Raw genomic sequence first — 26,260 nt, forward strand, 5'->3', positions numbered from 1 at the left:
ATTATTTATGCAATTTTTTATCATTTTATTCCCTATTTTTTGTATTTTTATTGTCGGCTTTATCGCCCAAAAAATCTTAAAATTTGATGTGGCTAATCTGTCTAAAATGTCACTGTATGTGCTTTCGCCTTTTTTGGCATTTAAAACTTTCTACACCCATACCCTCACCACTGATTATCTATTTTATGTGATGTATATCTTTGGGCTTTGCCTGTCATTAGTGGCGATTGTCTCGATTTGGTCGGTGATAATGAAATATTCGACCAAAGAGCGATGCGCAATGATTTTAAGTTCATGTTTTATGAATAATGGCAATTATGGTACGCCGGTACTATTGGTCTTTTTTGGTGCGGTTGGCTTTGATTTGGGCGTGATTATGATGGTGTTACAACAATTTGTGATGAGCACCGTGGGTATCTATTATGCCGCTAAAGGTAGTTCTCGTAGCGATATCGTCAGTCAAAAAGATGTGATTAATAAAGTTATCCGCATGCCAGTGGCTTATGGAGCACTTTTGGGGATTATGTTTCAGCTGTGTCATATTCCATTATCCAAATCGATTATGACCTCAATTAATATGATTGGTGATTCATCCATTGTGGTGATTATGATTATTTTAGGTATGCAGCTTGCTAAGATACACATTAAACAACTCGATTATCCTAAACTGTCGTTTTCGTTAATCACCCGTATGGTCATTTCACCGATTGTGGCAAGCATAATGGTCTATTATTTACCGATTTTACCGGTTTATAAGCAAGTATTAGTGGTATTAGCCGCTATGCCAAGTGCCGCCAATACCACTTTAATGTCAGTACAATTTGATACGCACCCTGAGTTAGTTTCCAGTGCGACGCTGGTCAGCACGTTATTGAGCTTAATTACACTGCCGATTGTGTTATCGTTAGTGGGGGCGCCAGTTCCGGTATAGTAAAAGTGCGCTTAACTAAAAGTCCGTTAAGCGCATCGGCGTCATTTTAAAAGCCATTTTTAGTATACACATCATCGGGATTTGGGCCAGTGCGGTAATTTTGATTTAAACAGTTGATTTTACGCATCTCATCAGCCGTTAACTCAAAATCATAAATATTAGCATTTTCAGCAATCCGATCGGGGTGTGATGATTTTGGAATGACGATATAGCCATTTTGTAAATGCCAGCGTAAAGTGACTTGCGACACCGATTTATTATACCGATCGCCAATATTCACCAAAAGCGGATCACTCAATACTTTATTGCGAGCTAAAGGTGACCAAGCTTCAATGGCGATATCATGCTGGTGCAAATAGCGGACTAAATCAATTTGCGTTAAATAAGGATGGATCTCAATTTGATTAATCATAGGTTTGATATTGGCTTGACTGGCTAAAAGTTCTAAATGCGAAATATGAAAATTACAGACACCAATTGCCCTGACACGCTTTTCTTCATAAAGTTTTTCAAACGCTCGCCACGTTTCAAAAAAGGTACTATTAAGTGGCCAGTGCACTAAAAACAGATCAAGATAATCAAGTTGGAGATCTTTCAACGTTTGTTCATAACCAGCTAAGGTTTTTTCATATCCTTGATTTTGATTGCTGATTTTGGAGGTGATAAATAAATCTTTTCGGTCAACACCACATTGCTTAATCGCCTGCCCAAGCTGTTTTTCATTTTGATAAAGCTCAGCAGTATCGAATGAACGGTACCCAACCTTAGTGGCAGTGTTTACCGCCTTTATTACCTGATCTAAATCGGTTAATTTATAGGTACCAAAACCAAGCTGCTGCATGGCAACATTGTTGCCCAAATCTATTTTAGTATTGATAGATAAATTCATTGCCCGCTCCTTTACCCATTATTTTATAACTTCATTAATTATAACGACATGATAGATATATTCAATGAATTAAACTTAATAGCGCTATGCTTCCCCTCGCCACTCTTTTTCAAACTGGTTAACGAACTGAAGCATAAACTCATGCCGCTGTTTTGCTAGCTGTTTCGCTGTGGTTGTATTGAGCATATCTTTCAGTAAAAAAAGCTTTTCATAAAAATGATTGATGACCGTGTTAGGTTGTTTGTAGTTATCTTCGTTAAGTTGCGTTCGGGGTGATATGGCAGGATTGTGCATAATATTATGTCTGTTACCGCCATAATAAAAAGTTCGACCAATACCAATTGCGCCAATGGCGTCTAAACGATCAGCATCTTGAACAATCTGCCCTTCGAGCGATAATTTTTTTACTGAACTTAAGTTTTTCCGATAAGACATATTTTCGATAATATCGAAAATCTGATTGATTTGTGTTTGTGTTAAGTTTAGCGAAAATAAATAATCCCGCAATTCACTCACCGCTTGATTAACATCAGCAACCACTTTTTCGTCAATCACATCATGTAAATAGGCGCTCAATATCACGATAAAAGCATCGGCGTTAGCTTCGTTAATCAATATTGCCTGTGCCAAGCTAACCACTCGCTCAATATGCGCAATATCATGCCCGGAAAAATCATGGGCTAACTTTTGCGCAACATAGGATTGCACCGCTAATATCACAGATTGTTGTTGGTCGTTTATTCGGGCAGCTAATTTTGTATTCATAAGTTTATAAAAATGATAACGGTTAAATATTCGGTTGGATTAACTTTATAAAAGCAACAAATCGTGAGTGATAAATGAAGGAAATTATCGCATTGTTGACTCAACAGACACCATTTACAGTTTATTAAATAAATTTAAGCAAATTATAGCAAACTGTAACCTATCGCTAAAAGCCTTATCATTGAATAATATTAAGCTAATAATAGGCGAATTGGACAAATGAAAATAATACGTAAAATTCAGATTCAACAATAAATCCGCACAATAAATAAACAATAACCATTAAAAACCGACAGTAATTAATGTTTTTTTTATATTTTCTTTAATTTTCCCTTGATTGTTTTCATCAATAGCGAGCGTTAGAATGCCAAACCTAAATTTCATCGAAGCAGATTTTTGGAGTTGATTAAGTGAAAATTTCAGCGCGTAAAGTTTTGCCATGGCAATTGATAGAAGACTTCACTCGCTATCGTCAATTTTTAGCTTTACTTCTAGCCTTATCTATTTTTTTTGTTGCGTTAATCGTTTGTTGGGAACTGTTAAAAACAATTAATCTGCAAGATATCAAAAATGCTTTTGATAAGCTTTCATTTCGTGCGGTGCTGTTTGCCTGTCTGTCAGCGATGGGGAGTTATATTATGCTGATATGCTATGAATGGTCAGCCGCTCGTTATGCCGGCGTGGATTTGAAACGATCAACTATTGCAGTCGGTGGCATTTGTGCATCAGCCATAGGTAATGCCGTTGGGTTATCGGCGTTATCCGGCGGTGCAATCCGTTGCCGGCTCTATTTTAAGTATGGTTTAACCACCATTGATGTTGCCAGAATGTCAATTTTCGTCACTTTGTCGTTAGGTTTTACCTTACCACTGCTCGCCGCCGTTGCAGCATTAATTCACCCCCACGACACCATGTTAGCTTTGCATTTGTCGGCGGGACAGGTTTGGCTTATTGCTGGTGGCGTTGTTGGGCTTTATGCCGGGCTGTTACTCTATTTATATTGTCATCGACTAACCCAAAGACCAAATCCAGATAGTCAATTATTTCAATTTTTACACTGGTCAATCCGCCTGCCTAACTTAAAGCTGGCAAGTTGTCAGTTTCTCATCACATTATTTGATGTCCTATTAGCCGGAGCCATTCTCTACTTTCTTATCCCCAATCAGCCCAACTTTATCACCTTTATTATGATCTATATTATTGCATTAGTCGCTGGGGTATTAAGTCATGTTCCCGGTGGTGTTGGGATATTTGAAGCCATTATGTTAGCGGCATTTTCATCGCAAATTGGCGCAGCGCAATTAACCGTTGCACTCATCATTTATCGAATCATTTATATCCTTTTACCACTGATTCCGGCCAGTATTTTGTTGTTAATCAACGAAGGCAAACAATTTTTAACTGCTCCGCAAGTTGACGAAAACGAAACCGGCATTGCCGCAGCCATTATGGCGGTTTTAGTCTTTGTTGCCGGCGTGGTGATGATGTTTTCCAGCATCATCCCCGGGTACAATCATCCATTTGTCACCACTATCATACCAAATAAAGTGGTCAGCCTTGCCCACTTAAGCGCCAGTTTAATTGGTGTACTGTGTTTACTGCTGGCAATGGGGCTACGTCGCAGACTATATAGCGCTTGGAACGTGTCGATTATTTTATTGGTTTTAGGTAGCTGTTGCTCGCTGTTAAGTGGACTGCATTGGATTGAAACCAGTTTTTTATCCGCTATAACCTTATTATTGATTAAGTTTAGAACGACCTTTTATCGTAAAAGCCGATTGCGAGTTTTACCTTATTCATTGAAATCCTTTGCAATCTGTTTTTGTTTGATTGCTCTGTTGGTTTGGTTGACACTATTTATCTACCAAAACGCGCCTTACAACCAATCTTTGTGGTGGCAATTTGAGTTAGATAGTCAAGCACCTCGAGGATTAAAAATGGCGTTAGCAAGCTTTATTTTACTCACTTGTATTATGCTCTATTGGCTATTTCGACCTTCGTTACCGGTTATCAATCTGCCGAAGCAAGAGGAGTTAAATAAAGCTTATCAAATCATCCTCAATTCCAAACAGCCGGAAGGTTTGCTTGCCATGAATGCCGATAAATCGCTGTTATTTAACCAAACACAAACCGCTTTTATCATGTATGCCAAACGTAGACGAAGCATGGTTGCCCTTTACGATCCTATTGGTGATAGTGGTGAGCGAGCTGAGTTAATTTGGGCTTTTCGGGATTTATGCGATCAACATCATTTACGGCCGGTATTTTACCACGTTAAAGCGGCCAACTTACCTTTTTATATGGATATCGGCTTGCAAGCGATTAAACTGGGGGAAGAGGCTTTAGTTAATTTAGCTGAATTTGACTTAACCTCAAAAGGCTATAAAGATCTGCGTTACACATGGAATCGTGGTCAGCGTGACGGGCTGAGTCTTAAATTTTATGCGCCGGGTACTGCTCCGTTAGATGAGTTAAAAACCGTGTCGGATGCCTGGCTGAGCAATAAGCATACCAAAGAGAAAAAATTCTCGTTAGGCTCTTTTTCTAAACAATATTTAGATCGTTTCACCATTGCCACCATTGAGTATCAAGGGCGCATTATTGCCTTTGTAAACTTACTTGAAACTGACCAACATTACTCAGCAAGCATCGATTTAATGCGAGTTGTGCAAGATATTCCAAAACTGACTATGGAATTTTTAATGGTTGGCTTGATTTTGCATTATCAACAAAAAGGATTTAAATATTTTAGTTTAGGCATGGTACCGCTGGCCGGAATGCAACGGCGCCGAGGCGCACCGATAATCCAACGATTAGGCGCATTAGTCTTTCGCCGTGGTGGACGCTTTTATAACTTTCAAGGATTAAGGCGATTCAAAGATAAGTTTGCCACACATTGGGAGCCACGTTATATGGCTGTTCCGACCGGGCTCGATCCTTTAGTTGCCCTTATTGATACCACCATACTGATTTCAGGTGGTATTACCGGATTAAAAAAAGGTAAGAAGTCATAATATGAAAAAGACATTACGCTATATTTTACTGTTTTTGATGCTGGTGCTCATTACGTTACTTGTCTTTGCTGGTCTGTATTATTATAAAAAACGGCAAAGCGCTGCAGTCAATACGATAACCATTGACTCGAATTTTTCAGTATTATCAGCAACACCGAAAACATCAGCGGAAGCCGCTGCTATCATTGTTGCTACCGAAGAAAACCATTTCAGCGCTCAACAACTGCTTAATTTATCTAAAAGCACGGGGGCAAAACTGGTACAATTTGAATTAAAACCAAATGCCAGTTGCCTTGAGCAGCAAAACCGCTTTGATCAAGCTAAAAAAATCCTTAACGAGAGCCACTATGTGGTCGCCGGTATGCAAGAAGGCGCAGCGTTTGCCTATCGGTGGTTAACTGAGCAACAAAGTGATAATGCCAAAGCGCTATCAATTGAGTTCACACTAGACCATAAAGATTGTGATGCCCCATTACCCTCTCAAGCCAGCCATGGCAGTTGGCAGGTTATTTGGAACAACCCACCCGATGAAGCTGTGGCTGTGTTTCCTCGTGAACAAAAAAAGATTAATGTCACAACGTCTATTGGTGAGTATCAGGCCTCGCCGGTTGAGTTATTAAGTTTACATTTATCATCGATTTTATATGGCGAGCATGAACAATTACCGGTCATTGAATTGCCCGCTAAAGATAAACAAGCTCACCCGGAAACCGTCACTTTCTACTATTCCGGTGACGGTGGTTGGCGGGATTTAGACAAAGTATCCGCCGAATATATGGCGTCAAATGGTTATTCGGTGGTTGGCGTAGATGCATTAAAACTATTTTGGCAACATCGTTCAGTCGAGCGCAGTAGCAAAGATTTAGCCTATTTAATGCAACAATACCGTGATAAATGGGGCACAAAGCGCTTTGTACTGGCTGGCTATTCGTTCGGCGGTGATATCTTACCGGCACTTTATAATCGCTTATCCCCACAAGATCAACAAGCCGTACAAGCTTTGGTATTGATCGCCTTTTCCAAAGATGCTAACTTCGAAATTGAGATCAGCGGCTGGCTAGGACAATCCGGTCAAGAGATGAAAACAGCACCGGAAGTCGACAAAATTCCAACTAATAAACTCTTTTGCATCTATGGCGAGGAAGAACAAGACGAAACCGGATGTCTGCAACCACAAATGAAAGGCGAAACGGTCGAACTCCCCGGCGGTCACCATTTTGATAATAATTACCCCCACCTCGGGCAAATCATTATGGATGCTATCGATAAACGCATAACCCCTTAACATACAGTAAAAAGGGGCACAAGCCCCTTGTAGTCACTTATTTGATTGATTAGATCAATGCTTAGTGAATCTGAATTTTCCTTCCGATAACAACACCCCAATAAGGGTTGATAACGTACCGATAGCGGCTATCCATGTGAAAGGCTCATTTAACATCACAACTGCGGCAATAATGGTCAAAATTGGCACTAAATACAGGTAGATACTAATTTTTACCGCACCAACTAATTTCACTGCATAATTCCAGGAAGCAAAACAGATCGCCGAAGCCCCTACGCCTAAAAATAGGATATTAAAAAGATTAGCTGAGTGCGTGAAGCGATCAAGTCCCCATTTAAAATCAAACAGATATAACGCCGGGAGCATCATCACTAAACCATAGAAAAAGAATCGTCGTGTTAATAAAATTGTATTGTATCCATAATGACTGCATTTTTTGGTTAAGATTGAATAACATGCCCAAAACAAACAGGCACCGACCGCAAGCAGATCACCCAAAGGATTAAGCGACAACACATATTTACCATTCAAGCTGATTAAGCCAACACCAAAAATAGCAAATAAACACCCGATATAAAATCGCTTCGCTGGCCGTTCAGTTCTTAAAAAGAAGATCGATAAAAGTGCGGTAAACACGGGCGCTAATGTTGTGATCACTCCGACGTTTGAAGCGGTGGTATAAGTTAAGGCAATATTCTCACATAAAAAATAACAAGTTACACCACAAAACCCGGCGCACAAAAACATCAGTTCTTGCTTAAATCCTTGCCAAGCAAATATCCGTGGCGCCAAAACCCAAAGCATTAAGTAACCCAACCCAAACCGGTAAAATAAAATTTCAATGGGTTTAAAATCGATCAACAGTACTTTTGTGGCAATAAAGGTAGTTCCCCAAAGAAACACGGTCATCAAAGCAATTAGATGTCCTTTGGTTTGGCTGGAAAATAACATAGAAATTCTCTTAACTTACAGTCGATATGGCGGGCAAGCGCTTATTCTAATCATTAACATTAAAATTTTTTCAAGCCCTTGATAAAAATAACAATGATACTACTTTATTCATAGCTGTCAAAATTGGACAGATAGTGTTAGTTATCAAGCTATGGCACAAGATGCAAAGCCTTAAAAGATTAAAACTTAAAGCGAAAATAGCAACGTTGATTAAAAAGAGCATGGACGCCTAAAGGCAAACGACAGGCAAAAAAAATCCACTCAAAATTGAGTGGAGGGCAAAAAAATGAATTAACGTAATCTGATAATATAGACAACGGTAATAACAAAAAGTTCCAACTTATTTTAAAAAATTTATAATATTTATTAAAAAATATTATAAACCCTTGATTTATAATGATTATTATTTTTTTAATTTTTTTAAAAAAATAAAATTTCTTTAGCTATTTAACAAAAAACCCGGCTTAAACTGTCATACAAAAAAATAAATAATTAAATCCCGACATCAACAAATATTAAGCTTTTTACTAAAACGTAGGGTATTTCTGAAACTTCTTGACAAGATTGGGGCTTGCTTAATTCTTAATGCGCTATATTCGGATTCGGTATTGCACATTTAATCACCGAAAACTTTAAGCAACGGTAATCATTTAAAAAAAATCTCGAAACTTTTATTTATTATCTCCTATTAAAAGATTTTATGTTCTTCTCTATTTTAAATGATGATTTTTATACTAAAACATAGGGTTTTTCTGAAACTTCTTGACAAGATTGGGGCTAGCTTAATTATCAATGCGTTATATTCGGATTCGGTATTGCACACTTAATCACCGAAAACTATAAACAACGGTAATCATTCTTTTAAAAGAAAAACCTCCAAACTTTTATTCATTATCTCCTATTAAAAGATTTTATGTTCTTATCTATTTTAAATGATGATTTTTATACTAAAACGTAGGGTATTTATGAAACTTCTTGACAGGATTGGGGCTAGCTTAATTATCAATGCGTTATATTCGGATTCGGTATTGCACACTTAATCACCGAAAACTATAAACAATGGTAATCATTCTTTTAAAAGAAAACCTCCAAACTTTTATTTATTATCTCCTATTAAAAGATTTTATGTTCTTCTCTATTTTAAATGATGATTTTTATACTAAAACGTAGGGTATTTCTGAAACTTCTTGACAAGATTGGGGGCTAGCTTTATTTGAAATAGTAGGTTTCTGTCCTGATAGAATGTCAATGTTTATCAATGCACCGTCTTTAATTTAAAGCTTATTGGATTGGTGCCCAACTTATATTAACGCAGTGCAGGTGACAACCTTAATACTGTCACTAAAAGTGTGGTAGATAAGATTTTTAGCACAGCAAAAGACGAAAAACCAACTGAAAACGGGGCTTATCTAAATTTAGGTTAACTTGTATTCCCCCTTGAATTGACCTATAATGCCCCGATATTGTTAGTTAATAACAAATCACAATTGGGGCTGATTCTGGATTCGACGGGATTTGCGAAACCCAAGGTGCATGCCGAGGTGCGGTAGGCCTCGTAAATAAACCGCAAAAAAATAGTCGCAAACGACGAAAACTACGCACTAGCAGCTTAATAACCTGCATAGAGCCTTCTCTCCCTAGCCTCCGCTCGTAGGACGGGGATAAAGAGGAGTCAAACCCAAACGAGATCGTGTGGAAGCCTTGCTTGGGGCGGAAGCATTAAACTTAATCAAGCTAGTCTATCGGTAGCGTGTTTGTCCGCAGCAGGTAGGCGAAATTTAAAGACAAACTACGCATGTAGTACCAAGGATGTAGAGATTTCGGACGCGGGTTCAACTCCCGCCAGCTCCACCAATTCACTATTTCGTAAGATTCTTTTAACCCCACTAAAACACAAAAAATACAGTAATATCAAGCCTTAAAGGCTATTTCAGTATTCCGTAAGTACCAACAAGATACATTTATCCGTGTAGCAAACTAAAATTATTTTTACTGACAAATATCAAGATAAATTAATGTATATTGAAAGTGTATGATTATGTAATAAGTATATTACTATCCTGAGATTGGTTAAGAAATAAATTGTAATACTTTATTGGAGCTATACTTATGCGGAAAGAATTTTATGAGTATGATCGATATGTAACCATTTTTCACTATAATAAATGGGATAAATTTTTTACACATAAAGAAGATAATTACTATCAACAAAAAGGAATTGGACTTCCTGCAAACTCAACTGATATAGAATTACCAAGTCAAAAATTACCAAAAGGACAGATATATGTTTTTGAAAATGATCAATGGATTGTAAAAGAGGATATATTCCCCAGAACTAATTTGATTGAAGAAAATTATATTTACAATAAGGAATGTTCAATAAAACAATTTCAAATTGAATCATATAGTTTTCTTCAAATGCCAAAATATGAAGAAATAGAAAGATTTACCAATCCAGAATTGCAGTCTTTAATGATTGTTAATAAGCATTTATTAATTCAACACGAATTTATAGATATTGTAAAATTTCATGAAGAAAATATAAAGAATTTACAAAATCCATATCAACTAATGCAACAAGAACAAAATCCATTTATTCTTTATAGGTTAAAAACAGAAGGGTTAATACTTTCCATTAGAAGCTTATTTGATGAGCTGGTTCAATTGACATATGTTACTTGTTATAAAAGTATTTTCAAGACAAGAAACAAAATTGAAGTGGATTGTATAGGAGATTTATTTTCAACTAAAAAAAATAGCACTTATCCGCTTTGTAAACAGATTCTCATTGGTAATGGTATTGATTATTATGAAGATAATACTGAGTTTTTAAAAACCATTAATAATCTTTTTAATTCAATTAAGCATAGTGTTCTTCATTATGAGGCAATGTTATTATATTCAGATGTTCCTAATGTTGTTTCTTATTATAAAAAAAGTAATTATTTCTCAAAAAATGATGTTCTATTTTTTAATCACTCCTTATCTCAAATAATGTTTGGATTTCAAAGTAATTTTAGAAGAATCATTAACAATCAAAAAAAGTACTTGCTAAGTATAAAATAATTAAATGTATATAACTGTATATTAAAGTATTATTTGCGTCTAGGCTGATCCCCGAACATTCGCAACCTTAGCGAACTGGCGCAAATATCTATTAGGGGCGTGAGGAATGTAAATGGTTAGTTTTGCTAAGATGAGAGTATTCGAGTAAGTTGAAAATTACCGATAATCGAGACAAAAGAGCTTGCTTTATTATTACGTGATTTAGAACCATATATGAAAATAAAAGACATACCTGCAGAATAACCTAGTTAGTTGTTATCATTTGTTATCTTATAAACCGCTTAATGAAGTGACCCCCAAGTAATTGGTTGTCCAACTATTGGGGGTCACTTCACAACTGCGGTTTTTTTCAAAATTTAACGAACAAGCATTTTTTTGTTATAAAAACAAACTTTTATTTATTTTATAAGCAACTATCTTGCACAGATATATTTTAAAGAAGCTTTAGTGATCGCTTTCACCAAAACCCCTATCTTATTTTAATCAACAATAATCCGTCCATGTAATGGCTGAATTGGGCGATTATTATTATGGTGCATAATCGAATGGAATTTTTCGATTTGTTCTTCTGAGGCATGGCTTTGTTGTTCTAACACGATCCACCTTACCCCTTCTGTACATGGTGGTGTTGTTAATGATCCGCTAAAACGGTAATAACTTAATTCTTTTGGGAATAACGCCTTAATATCAACTGCGTTGGCTAAAACGGCTGTATTTCCTGATTCTGTCGGCATTTGTTGCCATGCTTTTGCTAATTCTGAATTGGCTTCACCTTTATTAAACATTAATGCAATTACTGCCAATTCATCATCTTGGTTTTTATAAACAAAGTGTGCTGCCATTGGAAAATATTTGCCTTTAATGGTGTTTTCACTCGGCGTATGGAAATGAAATTGTTGTAATGTGAAAATTTCATCGTCTAGTTCTAATTGGTTATTTCCGGAAACATCGATCTCAATAGTATGGCCGTTATTAATGATATTTTGCTGGCCGGCTTCAAAAGTAAGTTTGAGTTCGCTATGCTCTGTTTTTAAAACATGATCGATATTGATTGGCGATTGATTTTTACCATTTTCACAAGTTGAATATTCCGGTGAGAGTTTTCCCCAGTTTTCTGGTTTTTCCTGCCCTTCATACCCCCAGTGAGGATGATGTTCGGCTGCGGCGCAAGATAAGCTTGTTGCCATAAACATTGCGATAATTGCGTTATATTTCATGCTACACTTCAAAGAGAATAATAATTTAGTGTATAAATTGTATACCTCATCGATGAAAATGTCTTGATGAATTATATATTTTTTGCCTCTTTACCTAAATAACACAACTTGAACTTATATTTAGTACTATTTTCGTCTATTTGCAATGATTTAACTATGATTGATAGTTTATAGATGATTGTTTTATTTAATAGATATGAACAAATCTTATCGGGATATCAAATTTGAAAAGCTTTTTTATTTAAAGTAGTGGTCTAAAAAAGTGATAAAAAAGGGCTATTAAGCCCTTTTTATTTTGTATAAATCATAAACAATTAGAAGTTATAACGTATACCCGCTAATAAATCAACAGAACTTAGCTTTCCACTAGCTTTGAAATGAAAATCATCATAACTACGTTTTAAAGTAAGTTTACCCGCATCGACATAACGAGCAGTGAAGTCGATATCTAAATTATCTGAGACTTTATAAGCAACACCAGCAGCAACATTCCATGCAAATTTAGTTTTTGATCTAGAGAATTGTATGTAATCTGCTTCATCATCAAATTCATATCTTTCATCATATCTATGTTCTAATTTTGCAAAAGCAAGACCAATACCCGCTCCCACAAATGGCGTAAATGATGTGCCTGTTTCAATATCATAATAACCATTAAGCATTAAAGTATTCATGCGAGCTTTAGTTCTTTGGGTTGTATGATATAAATCATCGTCTTCATCATAATAACTTTTATGTTTTTTATCATCTAAGTTACCACGTAAAGTAAATGATAACTCTGCTCTGAAAGGAAGATCAAAAGCTGGTTTGAAGTTATAACCAATATTTAATGAGCCAGCGAGTTTGCCATCACTAATTGAACCGATTTTATAACTTTCGCTCCAGTAGTCATATCCATCATCATAGCTATAGCTATCTTTTAGGCTACTAGCTTTTAAAATACTTGAACCTAATTGACCACCTACATAAAAACCAGATGTTTGAGCATGAGCAAAACTTGAGAAGCAAGCGATTGCCGTTAAGGCGATGAGTGTTTTTTTCATATTAAATTTCCTTTTTTAAGTTGTTGCACTTATCCATTGAAACAAAAGTTTAACTAAGTAGTGACAAAAACACAATAAATTAATCATTAATGTTATTTATTTAACTTAATCTTTTTAGCTATTTTACTTATATATACCAGGAAAACACCGCTCAGAAAACGCACAAAAAAAACACTATAACTCAAACAATTCGAATAAAGAAACTCAAATTTATTATTTTATAAGTTCATTTATACTAAATTGGGCACAAAGGACACTATATTTATGTAAAAACCAATAAACCCTCGTTTATTTCCATAATTAAATTCTTATAAAAATCATCGAATTGTTTATAAAAATAATTCAATAAAATGAGATGGAATGAGTGTAAAATTTAATCAATAATGTTATATTTGCCTAAAATTTGATAATGATTGAATTGAGGAGTTTAGCTTAGTCAATCATGTCCGTTAGTTGTTCCTTGTTAATAAAATAAAAGGTTGTATTGTAAATGCTGAGAATATAACTCAGAAGGTGTCGCTGGCAAAAGAAATACCTATTTTTCATCAGATGCCAGATATAAAAATATATGGTATCCCAAATAAGAAAATCTAAAAGAAAATGAAAAAAATAGCCCTCAGTTTACTTATTCCCTTTATCGCTAATTGCAGCGGAGGAAATGTGTCTAACGCCATTAAAAAAAATATAGAATCAGAAGAAGTAATCTTTATTCTTAGTAATTCCCTCACCCTAATAAATGGTAAAAAAATCTCATTATCAAATATATATGCTATACCTGACAGTATAGATTCTATACAAGTGGATAATGTGCAATTTGAAGCAACATTATCTGATTATTGTGGGAAAGGAAATTATATATATGATGAAGAAAAAATGGATGGTTTTTTACCTAAAAAACTCGAATTTATTCTTTATTATCAATATAAAAAGAATAATACAGAACCCACTGCATTTAACTTTAAACAAGATAATGCAAATCTTTACTTAACCGTTGCTAACAATAAAATAATTACAAAATATTGTAGTAAAACAAATATACGAACACGAAATACCGCATTTTTATTAAAGGTTTATTCAAACGGAGCTAGATATAATTTACTGGCTATTAATGATGTAAAAACTATCGAATAAATATTAAAACAAGAAAACAATAAGTTAAAAGAGAAACATATCCTCTAAACAACCACAAGAATGTTGACTGGATAATGTTGTTCTTATTCATTGCTATGCTTTTAAGTCTGAAAATATTTTACTTAAAAGCTGAACTAGCAAAAAATAATAGTCACGTTTTTCTTTTTGGCATAGTCTAATACTTTTTGGAAAACTCCTTTCATATTTTGAACTTGAAGTAAAATTTCTTCTGAAATTTCTGCTCCGTTTAGTTTTGCGTTGGAATATTTTGCAGTATTATCAATATAATTTTTCACGGTTTTCTCCATTACTTTCCCTAACGGTGGAATTTTCGGTTTATTACTTCTTTATTGGGTAATAATCTAGTCCTTTTATATTATTATTTTTTAAAAGTTGATATAGCTTTTGCGATACAAAGACTTCTTTATAATTGGCATGACCGGAACCAAAATTTTCTTGAGATACAAAAAAATCAAAATTTCCAGGATGATTTTCAAAAGACGGAAAAAATCCTTTATTGTTTAAATGAAACCTAGTAATTTCCCACTCTGGGATATGTGTTTTCTTATCTATATTATTATCATTTATATTTAATTTAGATGAGGATATTCCTTGTGGTAACAATTGAACTACTGTAACTAGAGGTTTTTGATTACCATACCCAATTACACTTTTGCTTTGTATATTTAGTGGTTTAAATATATTTTCATAAATTGAAGGTGTAGTAAAAAATGTATCTTCAAGCCAATATATTGTTCCTATACCTTTTTTATTCCATTTAGGTTCGCTTAATAATGAGATACTTCCAATTTGCTTTCCTCTAATAATTCCAAAATTTTCACTTTTTTTTGTTATTTCAAATACGTTCTTTAAATAAGGAAAAACATTAAAAGGAAATTTTTCCAATTCATCATTTCCATCTAAGACTTCTGGTTGAGGATATCCCAATATTTTACTAGATTTAATTGATAAATAATCGGCATTAATTCTTTCGTTTTCTGAAAATTCTGTTTTGGCAACAGTAACATAGTTTTTATAATTGCTTCCGAATATGGATTGAAGTTGCTCGTTCATTTCGTCATTTTCATAGAATGTAAAAGCATCACATCCCACATCGACATAAATATTTATATTTTTTAATTTACGAACTTCTTTTAAGGAAAAATTTTTAAAAAATCGATATTTTATTTTCATATTGATTAAATCCATGTATCAATTTTTTTAAACTTTTTCTATTATCCTTTCATAGGATAATAATTTAAACCTTAATATTGTTAATTTTTAATATGTTATAAAGTTTTTTTTAAGTTATTGTATTTCTTTCAGTTAATCCTCCTGTACCAAAATACTCAAAAATCAAATTCACCGGGTGAAGAATCAAAAGATGGATAATAAGAATCATCACTTAATACATATTTATCAATATCCCAATTTACAATATGTGTTTTTTCTTTGATTTGAGTTTTATTAATCATTAAATGAGATTTACTAATCCCTTGTTGAACTATTTGTACAACATTTTCTAATTTTGTTTGAGTTTTATAATTGATAACTGGCAAAGATTTAATATTTAAAGGTCTAAATATTTTTTCAAAAACTTCCGGTTTTACAAAAAAAGCATCTTCAATGTTATTTGCCGATGCAATTTCATTTCCTATCCAATTAGGTTCATCTTCTAAAGAATAATAGCCGTTTTGATTTCCTCTTAATATTCCAAATTGTTTGTCAGTATTAATTATTTCAAAGACACCTTTGTAATAAGGGTATATATCAAATGGATATTCGTATTCATCTACAATAGATTCGTCATCTGGTTTTGCATATCCCAACATTTTATTTGCATATATATTTAAATACGGGGCTAATGCTCTATCTTTTCCTGAAAAATAACCTTTCTTTTGAGCAACATTATCCCAATCCTTATACAACATATTTTTTATTGGTTCAAAATTTTGATTATTTTCCTCAATTTCAAATGAATCCCACCCTTCTCCTACATTAATTCCTAATTTTTCTAATTTACTTTGTTCTTCTTTATTAAAATTTTTAACAATTCTATATTTTATCTTTATGGTTCTAAACTTTTTAATATTTCTAGTTAATTTTTATCTAATTCTTTAATGCATTTTTCTTTTGCTTTGTTAACATCTCCCGATATATCACCATAATGACTTTCTTTAATTCCTAATTTCTTTCCATATAAATCTTGAATCGTGATAATCATTCCGCTTAAGGCATATGGATTGGTTTCATGTCTGATCGCTCCATTAATATACTGGGTAATTTTTAATTTCGTTGATTTATGTCGAAACCAAATTTGTCTCATTGCCGCAGCGCCACATTGACGTAATGTACCTTCCGGATCATTTAACATTCGTTCATTTAAATAGACTAAGTCTTTTGCAGTGCCAACCCAGCCCAATACAATGATACAGGCAAAGCGTAATTCATATTCAGGCGATTTTATTTCTTGGATGGCGAGTTTTTTGACTTTAGAATATCTTAAATGTCCTAATATTTTAATCAATTCAGCTTGCTTTTGAGGTGTTTTTTCTTGTTCAAATTTTTTTAATAGAAACTCCCCGACTTTAGTTTTATCTCTTTCATTAACGACTTCTGAGTAAAAGAAAGATTTTATTAAGTCTCTTTCACCACTATCCAAATTCTTATTATTCATTAATAAGTAATGATACTCTAAAAAATCATTGGAATCTGATGATAACAAATCTTTTTTTAATTCAAAAATATGATCCATAAACTCATCTGTTCCAATGTATTTTTCATATTTTGCTTTTAATTCTTCTATATTCATATTACTGGTGTCCTAAAAGGATTAAGAAAGTTAAAATTTGTCTTATCATTATTTATTATTATTGAAAGGTGATGATCTTTCTTCTCCAGAATTTTTCCGGCATTACGTTTGGTATTTTTAATAACTAAAAGAATGCACAATAAATATTATGGTAAATCTAAATATTCGGGCTTTAAAATATTCTGATAATCTAATAAATATTCATAATCTTTGTAATTCTGAGGTTTTCTTATCCAGTTATGGGATAAGTTTACTTTTGTCTCTTTTTCTTCATAATTCATACTAAATTCCGGCCTTTTTGTTTCTGTAATGGTCTCAACATTCATAATGCCATTATCTCTAAAAAGAACTTTGTTGGTTATTCTTTTATCTGCATCTTCATCATATAACTCAAACTGGCGTAAAAATATCCTACCATCAACGTCTTTATTATACGCCCCCTTTTCTTTATTATAAATCATATAAAGATAGACAAATAGTTCTCCATTATTATAAGTTAAAAAAGTTACACTTAGCTTTCTAAAATAATTATTTACGCATGCTATAGGTTCACCATCTTTAAAAAAAGTAACATAGTATTCTTTATCATTATCAAAAGCATATTTAGCCCAATCCTCAGCATTATTGAGATGTTTTTTGTCTTCTGCTGTGGGTTTATTCTCAAGACTAAGGGTTAATATATTGTCTAAAGTGCCTTCTTCAGACATAACCTCTTTCATAAGGTCATTGTGTTCTAAGAATTTTAATGTATACATATTGTTTAATTTTTATAAATTTTATAATCCCAGTAATTTAGAAATGTCATCTATTATAGTAACTTTTTTTCCATGTAATTCTCTCAAAGCACTATTCATTACCATATTAAAACTTCTCCCTCTCATGATATTTTGAAAGCATGTTTGGGATTCCCTTATCATTGTAGAAAAACAAGGCAGCGCATTATGCACCAGCCAAGCGAGTTTGCCGACAAAGTAGGTGTGCCAGCCTTCAACTTCAAAATTCTAAACTTCTTTCTTAGTATAAAGATAGTTTTACCCTTTTACACGATACCATTTTTTATTTTTGGTTTGTATGTGGTATTATTCGGTGAAGTCGGCGGCATCTTTCCAGCCTTCTTTGGTGTAAAAAGGGTGTTCGGCGGTAGTTTCAATGGTTTGGCCTTCCAGCTCTATTTGTACGGTAGTGTCTGTCTCTTAGCGGATAATGACGTTACTTTTTTAGGCTTATTTTGCCACTGGTTTGGTTTTGAGACAATCAGAGATCGCTTTCTCGTATTTGTTCTATTTTTTTTATGCCTTACTGCGTGTGAACAAGCGTTCCGATAGGTTTGGCAGAGTTTTCCGGTGTAAACTCAGGTGTTCAAAATCATTATGAGCATGAACATTGGGGATTTAATATAGATTTTATACATACTACTATTTAATTAGGAAAATAATGAAAACGATAGCTATACTTTTACTCATTAGCTTTTTGACTTCTTGTGCTTATGCGCATAAAGAGGAAAAAATAAGCATAAACTCTAGCAAAGTCATTATGTTAGACCATGATCCTGTTTTAATTCAGTTAGGCAGTAAAAAATTAGCATTAAAAGGATTAAACCCAGAAGACTTTTCACTGGTACAAAAAGGTAAGACGCTTTTTATCATTAAAAAGCTGTATCTGGGTATAGATGATCTCCAAATTGAATTTATAGATAACAAGGATCAAGATTTCCTATTAACTGGTGAAATAGAATATGCGGTTTCTCAAGACTTAATTGATAATATTGATAGGGGAAATGTATTTTTACCATTTTCTTTTAAAGAAGATATACTGCTACATAACAATAAAGGTAAATTTATTTTATCAACAGCGATTAAAACTACACCACAGCTAGAAGCCATTTGCCAAGAAAGATATTTTAATGAGATCAGGAAAGAGTCTTATTTGGTTCAAAAACAGTTCTATCAGAATGAAATAATCGATAACCCAGAAAAATATAAGGATTGTTGCCCTGAGTATATTGAATATGCAAAGAAGTTTTTATCTAAAAAAGAGCGTGATTTTCACTCATTACAAAGCCTGTTTGTTGAATTTACCTATAAAAAAATAACGTTAAACATGGGTGATGGTTATCATATCGTCTTTAATAATATTAGTGATTTTGTTCCTGAATAAAAATGAGTGATTATGCGGATTGTATTAGTTTAACTAAATAGAAATAAAATACATACCGTATATAATATTCATTTATCTATTTATAACTTTCGAGAAATCCCTAATATCTATGCATAAAATAATTATTTTACTTACATTGACTCTATGGTTGGGTTGTTCGTATGGGCAACCGATAATAACTTATACACCTGCCACTCCCGACACAGCAAAAGATTTGTCAGGTGCACTTATATCACCACCATTAGGGCAGCGGGCAATACTCCATAAAGCAAAAAACGAAGATTCAATTGCAGAGTTGTACAATAATTTTGTTCATAGATATGGAAGTAGGGATAGCTTTTGTTCCTTACTTGGTTGTGAGGAAACCGTAAATTATAATCCTAAACTTTTTAAAATAGAATATTCAGATTATGATGAGGTTTTTAGCAGATATAATTTATATAAAGAAGAAGCGATACCTTTTATTATTTCATTCAAATACCTCAAAAAAGGCGATAAAATCTTAAAATTAGCAATACAAAAATCAGAACCTAACAGTTATCTAAATCTATCTATATATCTGTTATCCTTAAAAAATGGAGAACAGGTTGATTCTAAAAAAATTTACTATAATCACTCGGGAGAAATGGGTTTTACAGATGGTAAAATTTTTTATATAGATGAAAACCTGATCATTTCCACCCGAGACTATTCCTTTACTGAGGACGGAATAACACAAACACCGTTTTATCAATATCAACTAAATGACGAAGGCAAATTTATCCGTTACTATCCTCAAAATGGTAAGTATAAAGATAATGAAGAGCAGGGGTTAGTCGAAAATCATACCCGTGAAGGTTTGTGGATTGAGAAGAAGCTGAATGGTTATTATACTTACCGTTATACTTACCTTGAAGCAAATTACCAAAAAGGGTTACCGATTGGAATTTGGAAGTTTTATGAATTAGATTACCAAGAGAAGCCAGATGGAAATGCTGATCTATCTTCCGCTGAAAAAGGCAAACTTTTGTACACAGAAACCTATAAAGACGGTGAGCTTGTCGAACGCAAATTTGTGGATAAAGAAATTGATGAATTGAAGTAACGATAGTATATTAAACACACAATTATTTTGCTTATCACCCTCATAATTATGAACGGTGATAAGTAAACCGATATAAATGAGTAAATTAAAAAGAATAATCATTCAAAACTAATCCTTATAATGGCTGTTGGTTTTATTTGAAACTTAATAACAAGAGTCCGTTAACAAAGGATATGTAACTAGAGTATTTTTTATGATGATATCTCTAAATAATAAATTCATTATCACTACCCTATTAAACCTTTTTTATTCAGCTGTAACCCCGTTAAAAAGGAAATATGAAATGGATAGCCAAATACGATTTTAATCAACTATACCAATTAACCGACCAAGCAACTGCCTTAGACCCAATGTCTGCTTTTCGTTTTGAACGTTTTAAAGCACCTAACGAGAACACCATTATTTTAATCGGAAATAAAGATCTTAACTCCTTTGATTCAAGCCAAATAGGAGATCAAACCGTAATACTTATATCGAAAGATCGGGGCAAAAGTTATCAAGAGTTAACGCTTCCCGAACAAGAGATGAGATGGATTGACACCAGCAATGATTATTCATTAGTAGAAGCTCAAAATAGATTACCCGATAACAGTAAAAAAATTTCCCAATATCTTTTAGATAATAATAATTTAAAATTGGTAAAAAATAGATGAATATGCTTCTGATGCTAAAATCAATTATGAAAATTTTAATGGTAAATATGTCATATATTCCAATCGAGGCAATTTAAAACTGATTAATTTATTGAATCGAGAAGAAGAATACCCCTTGCCAGAAGATTTAAACAATCAGCCATTTTATTTAACCTCGCAGGATAACATTCTAACTTTACACAAAAAATCAGATCATTAGTTATGACCCTAAAACCTAAAACCAACAAATCATCAAAAGTTTTAAAAACAACTACGATATCTTACTATATCAAGATGACACTTTTATTTTGGGTAAAGCTAACCTGTTAAAAACGTCTGCAACTTTTTATAATGAAGAGGAAAAAGAGTTATATACACTTGATTCAAAAAATGTGAACTTTTACCGATATAAAAATTTTGTATGCGACTATAAACCCTTATCATCTATTTATCCGTCGAACCGATACTCATATGACTATGGACAAACTTGCTATAAGTATGAGTTAAAAGGCATGTTTACTGCCTCTAGACCTGTCGGATTTTATAAGGATAAGTTTATCATTTTAGATGCCACATTTTATGATAAAATGAGACAGATGCAGAGGTGGAAGGCTTTTAATCGGTGAGTTTGAAAAATAGGACGATGTTAAACACGCTTAGTATAATATAATTTTTTTTGATTTAATTTATCTATTAATCATATATATTTTATTGGTATCATGAGCAATTAATGGAAATGTAAAAGTCCCCAATGGTTTCGAAGAAAGAAGTTTACAGAAATATTAAAAGGTATAATGAAATATAATGAGTGTATTAATGAAAAATAAAGGAATCTTTTTTATTCTAATAATGATATTAATTTTTCCTTGTCAAGGACAAGTTAAAAATGTTTATAGTAAACAAAAGATTCAAAATGAGAGCGAAGCTAATATTATTAAAAATAATATTGTTCATATTCAATTTGATAATGCAGGGGAAGTCCATAAAAATTTAGTATCGGATCAACCGTATGATCATTTTATAATTCAAATAGAACAAGGAAATATAAAATTTAAAGAAAACTATAAATTATTAATTAGTAACTATGGTGATAGAAATGATTTAACATTTACTTTGACAAAAGTAAGTAAAAAAGAATATACCTTAGAAATTATACAAGAAACCAGACATTTAACGGTTGATAAATTCATCTTTGAAAAGGATAAAAACAACTTATTAGAATTAATATCCATGGAACAAATCCAATCGGGAAATACTATTCAAATCTGTAAATATAGTATGTCAAGAAAGAAAGGAAATGAAATTAATTTAATCATAGATTCAATTAATGATCCTCAATGTTTCAACGTTAAAAATAAATAATATTAAAAGTTAGATACATAAACAAAAAATAAGTCTACAGCCCAAAATGAAAAAAGAAGCAACCTTGCCGGACAATAAACAATCACAACCAATCAACCCGGCAACAAGTTATTACAACCTCAAACCGATTCCTATTCAGCCAAGCCTAATCAAATTGTCTATGATTTGTTACATCAATCTGATTTTCAGATTAATGTAGCGGATACCATTTTGCAAAAAAAGTAAATGTCGCGAATAAACCTAATGAATATACCTATTTAAAATTAAATCAAGCCTCTTTGGATGACAAAATTTATCTGGTTGCCAAATGTTACGGTACTCCCCGAAAAGGTAAATTAGTGCTCAGTCTTAGGGAAATTGAAAATACCGATACTACCCAAAACCTGTATTCAAATAACCCAGTTCCTTTTTAGTCAATGGAGAAGAAAAAACAGAAATGGAATACACGGTAGAGGGCTCCATTACCTATACCAAGGAAATAGTAAAAACGCTGTTAAAGTTGACAATAATAAAGAAGCGATCTATTTTCGCTGTGATATAGCTAATAATAACAAAGCGGATTATTTTATTTCTATTCATGCAGATGGCTTAACCAATTTTACTTCCGGCGCGCATGTTATCTATTATGAAGGAGATAAAAAAGGGCTAGAATTAGCTAATGATATTTTTAGTTGTTATACTGTTGTCAATATAGGAAAGAAACACCCTGATGCTAGAAATAATGTAGGAGTTCTTGAGGTAAAAAATCAAACGAAATATAAAGTTTTAATTGAGTTTGGTTATATTACACCCCCAAAAGATGCAAAAAGTATTTAGGACAATATGGACTTAATAGCAGAGCAACTTGCTCAAGGGTTAGAAATCAACATTAAATAACGTTTTAGGAATAAAATGAAAAAATTACTAATGGTGTCTATTTTTTTTGGTGGCATTTTGGCATGTGTTCAACACATTGAAGCAAAAAAGATTTCGGAAGCTACCCCTTCACATTCAGTACAAATTAAAGAATCCAATACTCCGGAGGGTTTTCTACGGTATGAATATTATATCAATGGCAATAAAGCAGCGGATTATATAAAAACTTACTATACTAAAGGCGGTCAATTAGAATCTGTGTATTATATGTCATCATATAAACCAGACGGCATTTCTGCTCAAGGATTTTACCCAAATGGAAAACTAAAATTCATCCGCTATGTAAGAGATGAAGTCAAAAAAGGAGATGTATTATATGTTATTTATTATCCTAATGGACAAATAAATCTTATAGAAACAATAGTTACTGACTCTTTAGAATTACCCAAACTCACTACTATTTACTTTGAAAATGGCGTTAAGAAATATGAAGGGTTTATGGATATGTATAATGCTACCACAATACCTGTAGGATTATGGAAAACATACGATGAAAAAGGCGATTTAATCGAAACCACCTATTATCATCCTGATGAATTAGGCAAAGACTATAAAATCATAACTCAATATAAGAATGGAAAAGTTGTTTCAAAGAAAATTTACAATTTTGATGATTTATATGAGACTGAATTAAAAGAGCTTTCAACTATACCTAAATAATAATTCAATGCATGGATATTAGTCCAATCAATAGGTTAATCTTAATATAAAATGATAAAAAAATAACAATGTAGATTGGAAATAATGAATAAATTTTTAATACTTTTAATTAGGTTTCGTAACTTCTCCAAAAGAACTAATGGAAGTTATTTATTCCGTTTCCATATCCCCGAAGGCTCTGACGAGTTAGAAGTCATAAGATAGGTTAGTGATGAAAAAATTTTTAAACTAATTAATGTTACTATTAAAACTAAAACATAAAAATAAATTGTTATGAAAGATATATTTAGCTATATCTATTCTTCGGATGTGGAAATTATTATAGAAAAAAGATTTAGAGGGATTTCCACTACAAACGCATATTACCATGAGTTTTATATAGATGGTGAAGAAACATATGTTTTGAATGAGTTTAACATAGAAGAAAAAAAATACTTTTACAGCAAGAATAATTTTCAGGTAAATAATGTTGCAGACGTTGCGGATTATAAAAAAGGAGGCTATGTGTTGCAAAAAAATGAAATGTCTCCAATAGAAAATCTAACCCCTGAAGGTATTGAGAAGCTCGCCTATAATTATTTTAAACAATTTCAATTTATAGAAATAAGTTTTAGTTTGAATTAATTATAATTGATTTAAAATTTGTTAAAAAGGGAATTATAAAAATTCCCTTTTTGTTTAATAAATTAGTAATGATAAAATGGTAACATTTTTTTATAACTAATTATTGCTGTTACGTGTTAAAATGCGTGATTCAATCCATTCATCTATTTCGCTTTCAATCCATCCGACCGCTACAGATGTAAGCTTAACATTTTTTGGAAATCTGTTTTCTGCCATTTCTTTATAAATTGAAGCACGGCACATGCCTGTTTTATGTATAACGTCTGCCAATCTAATTATCCTTTTGTTCATTTTTTCCTTCATTTAATAATTGTTTAACTATGCAATGCAATACGTGAAAGAATGTATTAATTAAGCAGTAAGATTCATTGAGTAAGAAATTTTGCTCATATTGCTTGTGTTGCTATAGTTTGAAGTAAAGTTAACTGTAGGTTTAGGGTTGGTAGATTTTTGCTTATTAAACTGTAAGACTTTACCTATTTTAGCAAATCGCACAAACTCAGCCCAACAATTTAACATTTCGGTTCTTTGCTCAAGATATAGCGACCTGTTATACGCCCTACGAACTGTATTTTTATCAATATGTGAAAGTGCTATTTCAATGATTTCTTTATCAAAATTTTGCTCATTTAAATACGTTGATGCAACGGATCGTAAGCCATAAGAAACCAATTTACCACTATATCCCATACGTTTAATAGCTACATTAGCTGTTTGAGAACTCATATGTTTATTAAGGTGCTTCTTAACCTGTGAATTAAAAACATATTTTCTATTTCCATTAATTTTTTTCATCTCCAACAATATATCTATTGCTCGTTGACTTAGCGGTACAAGGTGTTCTCGATTTTTTTTAATTTTTTCTTCTGGAACTGTCCAAATACGCTTAACAAAGTCAATTTCGCTCCACTCCACTTGTACGGCTTCAATAGGACGAGCTAGGGTGAGTAGTTGAAACTCAATAAGCAATTTAGTACAAGGTTTAATTTGTGCTTTTGAAAGTGCTTTCATAAACTCAGGTAATTCTTCTGGACTAATAGATAACAGATGTTTTGTTTGTTGCGATTCAAAAATCATATGTACTTTATTTAACTTATTTATATCCATATATCCAACATTTATGGAATAGTTCATGATTTCATTAATCCGTTGTATTAATCTGTGTAATGTTTCGAATTTTTTTCCTGCTCCAACGGTTTTCACAGCTCAATAACCCTGCTTGGCGTGATCTCTTGAATCGGTACATTTCCAATAAACGGGACAATATGCTTTTCTAAGGATTGCCTTTTTTTCAATAGTGTTCTTGGTTTTAGTTTTTTACAATAACTGCTGTTATACCACTCGTTCATCACATATTTAAAAGTGGTGCGTTGTTTATCAAGTTGTTTTTGTTGCTCCGAATTTCTATAAATTTGAGGATCTATTTTTTGCTTAAGGAGTTTGATATATTCATCTCTTTCGGAACGTGCTTCATCTAAACTTACCAATGGATAGTTACCTAGTGTCATTGAAGTTTCACGATTTGTGATTGGGGATGTATATTTAAAAGCCCATTTTTTAATGTTGTTTTTGCAAACAATAAGAACTAAACCATTTCCGTCTCTTAAATACAAGTTTTTATCATTTGCTCGACTATTTTTAATTTGATTATCTGTTAATCTTTTAATTATTTTTGGCATAGAATTCTTTTCCTTGAGGAAAAAATGAGCATTTTTGTTCACC

The 26,260-nt window shown here is 32.8% G+C and carries 26 protein-coding genes and 1 other RNA gene; 14 read left to right on the top strand and 13 right to left on the bottom strand.

Annotated features, from left to right (window positions below; all coding sequences use genetic code 11):
- The first annotated feature begins 7 nt into the window (after positions 1-7).
- Positions 8-931 carry an AEC family transporter gene (locus J3U42_RS03680; protein WP_267335569.1) on the top strand — a complete coding sequence of 308 codons (924 nt, stop codon included), beginning with the start codon at positions 8-10 and terminating at the stop codon, positions 929-931.
- 46 nt (positions 932-977) lie between these two features.
- Here the strand turns inward: J3U42_RS03680 and J3U42_RS03685 are convergent, their stop codons facing one another.
- Together J3U42_RS03685 and J3U42_RS03690 are read right to left on the bottom strand one after the other, a co-directional pair.
- Positions 978-1,820, bottom strand: coding sequence for an aldo/keto reductase (locus tag J3U42_RS03685; RefSeq protein WP_220218913.1), 843 nt, complete (start codon positions 1,818-1,820; stop codon positions 978-980).
- 84 nt (positions 1,821-1,904) lie between these two features.
- Complete coding sequence (locus J3U42_RS03690; protein ID WP_267335571.1) at positions 1,905-2,585, bottom strand: HD domain-containing protein; 681 nt, start codon at positions 2,583-2,585, stop codon at positions 1,905-1,907.
- Between the two features lie 410 nt (positions 2,586-2,995).
- Between J3U42_RS03690 and mprF the strand changes: the two genes are divergently transcribed.
- On the top strand, positions 2,996-5,599 hold the full coding sequence (gene mprF / locus J3U42_RS03695; protein ID WP_267335573.1) for a bifunctional lysylphosphatidylglycerol flippase/synthetase MprF: 2,604 nt from the start codon (positions 2,996-2,998) through the stop codon (positions 5,597-5,599).
- Position 5,600: 1 nt separating this feature from the next.
- The gene (locus J3U42_RS03700; protein ID WP_267335575.1) at positions 5,601-6,884 is read left to right on the top strand and encodes a virulence factor family protein; all 1,284 of its coding nucleotides are present in this window, start codon (positions 5,601-5,603) and stop codon (positions 6,882-6,884) included.
- 54 nt (positions 6,885-6,938) lie between these two features.
- Here J3U42_RS03700 and J3U42_RS03705 read toward each other — a convergent pair whose 3' ends face one another.
- Positions 6,939-7,835: a DMT family transporter gene (locus J3U42_RS03705; protein WP_267335578.1), complete on the bottom strand. Its 897-nt coding sequence runs from the start codon at positions 7,833-7,835 to the stop codon at positions 6,939-6,941.
- Positions 7,836-9,324: 1,489 nt separating this feature from the next.
- On the opposite strand from J3U42_RS03705, the gene ssrA reads away from it, so the two are divergent.
- Both ssrA and J3U42_RS03715 read left to right on the top strand, forming a co-directional pair.
- Positions 9,325-9,689, top strand: a transfer-messenger RNA (tmRNA) gene (ssrA, locus tag J3U42_RS03710).
- 255 nt (positions 9,690-9,944) lie between these two features.
- Complete coding sequence (locus J3U42_RS03715) at positions 9,945-10,901, top strand: hypothetical protein (protein ID WP_267335580.1); 957 nt, start codon at positions 9,945-9,947, stop codon at positions 10,899-10,901.
- Between the two features lie 479 nt (positions 10,902-11,380).
- Here the strand turns inward: J3U42_RS03715 and J3U42_RS03720 are convergent, their stop codons facing one another.
- Positions 11,381-12,118, bottom strand: coding sequence for a carbonic anhydrase (locus tag J3U42_RS03720; protein WP_220218903.1), 738 nt, complete (start codon positions 12,116-12,118; stop codon positions 11,381-11,383).
- A 314-nt stretch (positions 12,119-12,432) separates the two neighbouring features.
- Complete coding sequence (locus tag J3U42_RS03725; RefSeq protein WP_220218902.1) at positions 12,433-13,161, bottom strand: outer membrane protein; 729 nt, start codon at positions 13,159-13,161, stop codon at positions 12,433-12,435.
- Positions 13,162-13,761: 600 nt separating this feature from the next.
- On the opposite strand from J3U42_RS03725, the gene J3U42_RS03730 reads away from it, so the two are divergent.
- A complete protein-coding gene (locus J3U42_RS03730) occupies positions 13,762-14,292 on the top strand; it encodes a hypothetical protein (RefSeq protein ID WP_267335582.1) in 531 nt (176 codons plus the stop codon).
- Between the two features lie 134 nt (positions 14,293-14,426).
- Here J3U42_RS03730 and J3U42_RS03735 read toward each other — a convergent pair whose 3' ends face one another.
- From J3U42_RS03735 to J3U42_RS03755, 5 genes are all read right to left on the bottom strand, one after another.
- Positions 14,427-14,588, bottom strand: a complete 162-nt coding sequence (locus tag J3U42_RS03735) for a hypothetical protein (RefSeq protein WP_267335583.1) — start codon at positions 14,586-14,588, stop codon at positions 14,427-14,429.
- A 43-nt stretch (positions 14,589-14,631) separates the two neighbouring features.
- Positions 14,632-15,486 carry a hypothetical protein gene (locus tag J3U42_RS03740; RefSeq protein WP_267335584.1) on the bottom strand — a complete coding sequence of 285 codons (855 nt, stop codon included), beginning with the start codon at positions 15,484-15,486 and terminating at the stop codon, positions 14,632-14,634.
- A gap of 155 nt (positions 15,487-15,641) precedes the next feature.
- The gene (locus J3U42_RS03745; RefSeq protein WP_267335585.1) at positions 15,642-16,223 is read right to left on the bottom strand and encodes a hypothetical protein; all 582 of its coding nucleotides are present in this window, start codon (positions 16,221-16,223) and stop codon (positions 15,642-15,644) included.
- A 167-nt stretch (positions 16,224-16,390) separates the two neighbouring features.
- On the bottom strand, positions 16,391-17,104 hold the full coding sequence (locus J3U42_RS03750) for a HEAT repeat domain-containing protein (protein ID WP_267335586.1): 714 nt from the start codon (positions 17,102-17,104) through the stop codon (positions 16,391-16,393).
- A gap of 146 nt (positions 17,105-17,250) precedes the next feature.
- On the bottom strand, positions 17,251-17,811 hold the full coding sequence (locus tag J3U42_RS03755) for a hypothetical protein (protein WP_267335588.1): 561 nt from the start codon (positions 17,809-17,811) through the stop codon (positions 17,251-17,253).
- A 234-nt stretch (positions 17,812-18,045) separates the two neighbouring features.
- Here J3U42_RS03755 and J3U42_RS03760 point away from each other — a divergent pair, with 234 nt between their 5' ends.
- The 8 genes from J3U42_RS03760 (at position 18,046) to J3U42_RS03795 (ending at position 24,538) form a co-directional block, all read left to right on the top strand.
- The gene (locus tag J3U42_RS03760) at positions 18,046-18,429 is read left to right on the top strand and encodes a hypothetical protein (protein ID WP_267335590.1); all 384 of its coding nucleotides are present in this window, start codon (positions 18,046-18,048) and stop codon (positions 18,427-18,429) included.
- A gap of 109 nt (positions 18,430-18,538) precedes the next feature.
- A complete protein-coding gene (locus tag J3U42_RS03765) occupies positions 18,539-19,261 on the top strand; it encodes a hypothetical protein (protein WP_267335591.1) in 723 nt (240 codons plus the stop codon).
- Between the two features lie 109 nt (positions 19,262-19,370).
- The gene (locus J3U42_RS03770) at positions 19,371-20,345 is read left to right on the top strand and encodes a hypothetical protein (protein ID WP_267335593.1); all 975 of its coding nucleotides are present in this window, start codon (positions 19,371-19,373) and stop codon (positions 20,343-20,345) included.
- A 278-nt stretch (positions 20,346-20,623) separates the two neighbouring features.
- Positions 20,624-20,998: a hypothetical protein gene (locus J3U42_RS03775; RefSeq protein ID WP_267335595.1), complete on the top strand. Its 375-nt coding sequence runs from the start codon at positions 20,624-20,626 to the stop codon at positions 20,996-20,998.
- Between the two features lie 795 nt (positions 20,999-21,793).
- Entirely contained in the window at positions 21,794-22,339 is a 546-nt protein-coding gene (locus J3U42_RS03780) for a hypothetical protein (RefSeq protein ID WP_267335597.1), read from the top strand.
- 357 nt (positions 22,340-22,696) lie between these two features.
- On the top strand, positions 22,697-23,155 hold the full coding sequence (locus J3U42_RS03785) for an N-acetylmuramoyl-L-alanine amidase (protein ID WP_220218895.1): 459 nt from the start codon (positions 22,697-22,699) through the stop codon (positions 23,153-23,155).
- Between the two features lie 75 nt (positions 23,156-23,230).
- Positions 23,231-23,914 (top strand): toxin-antitoxin system YwqK family antitoxin, encoded by a 684-nt coding sequence (locus J3U42_RS03790; RefSeq protein ID WP_220218894.1) that lies wholly within the window; start codon positions 23,231-23,233, stop codon positions 23,912-23,914.
- Between the two features lie 273 nt (positions 23,915-24,187).
- Positions 24,188-24,538, top strand: coding sequence for a hypothetical protein (locus J3U42_RS03795; protein ID WP_267335600.1), 351 nt, complete (start codon positions 24,188-24,190; stop codon positions 24,536-24,538).
- Positions 24,539-24,634: 96 nt separating this feature from the next.
- On the opposite strand, the gene J3U42_RS03800 is transcribed toward J3U42_RS03795, so the two are convergent.
- The 3 genes from J3U42_RS03800 to J3U42_RS03810 all read right to left on the bottom strand — a co-directional run bounded on the left by J3U42_RS03800 (position 24,635) and on the right by J3U42_RS03810 (position 26,217).
- Complete coding sequence (locus tag J3U42_RS03800; RefSeq protein WP_255556190.1) at positions 24,635-24,808, bottom strand: AlpA family phage regulatory protein; 174 nt, start codon at positions 24,806-24,808, stop codon at positions 24,635-24,637.
- Positions 24,809-24,889: 81 nt separating this feature from the next.
- Positions 24,890-25,741: a tyrosine-type recombinase/integrase gene (locus J3U42_RS03805; RefSeq protein ID WP_267335604.1), complete on the bottom strand. Its 852-nt coding sequence runs from the start codon at positions 25,739-25,741 to the stop codon at positions 24,890-24,892.
- Positions 25,738-26,217, bottom strand: coding sequence for a tyrosine-type recombinase/integrase (locus J3U42_RS03810; RefSeq protein WP_267335606.1), 480 nt, complete (start codon positions 26,215-26,217; stop codon positions 25,738-25,740). The genes J3U42_RS03805 and J3U42_RS03810 overlap by 4 nt, the downstream gene beginning before the upstream one ends.
- Positions 26,218-26,260 lie beyond the last annotated feature (43 nt).

This window comes from Gilliamella sp. B2923 (genome assembly GCF_026536565.1).
In the GTDB taxonomy this organism is placed as follows: domain Bacteria; phylum Pseudomonadota; class Gammaproteobacteria; order Enterobacterales; family Orbaceae; genus Gilliamella.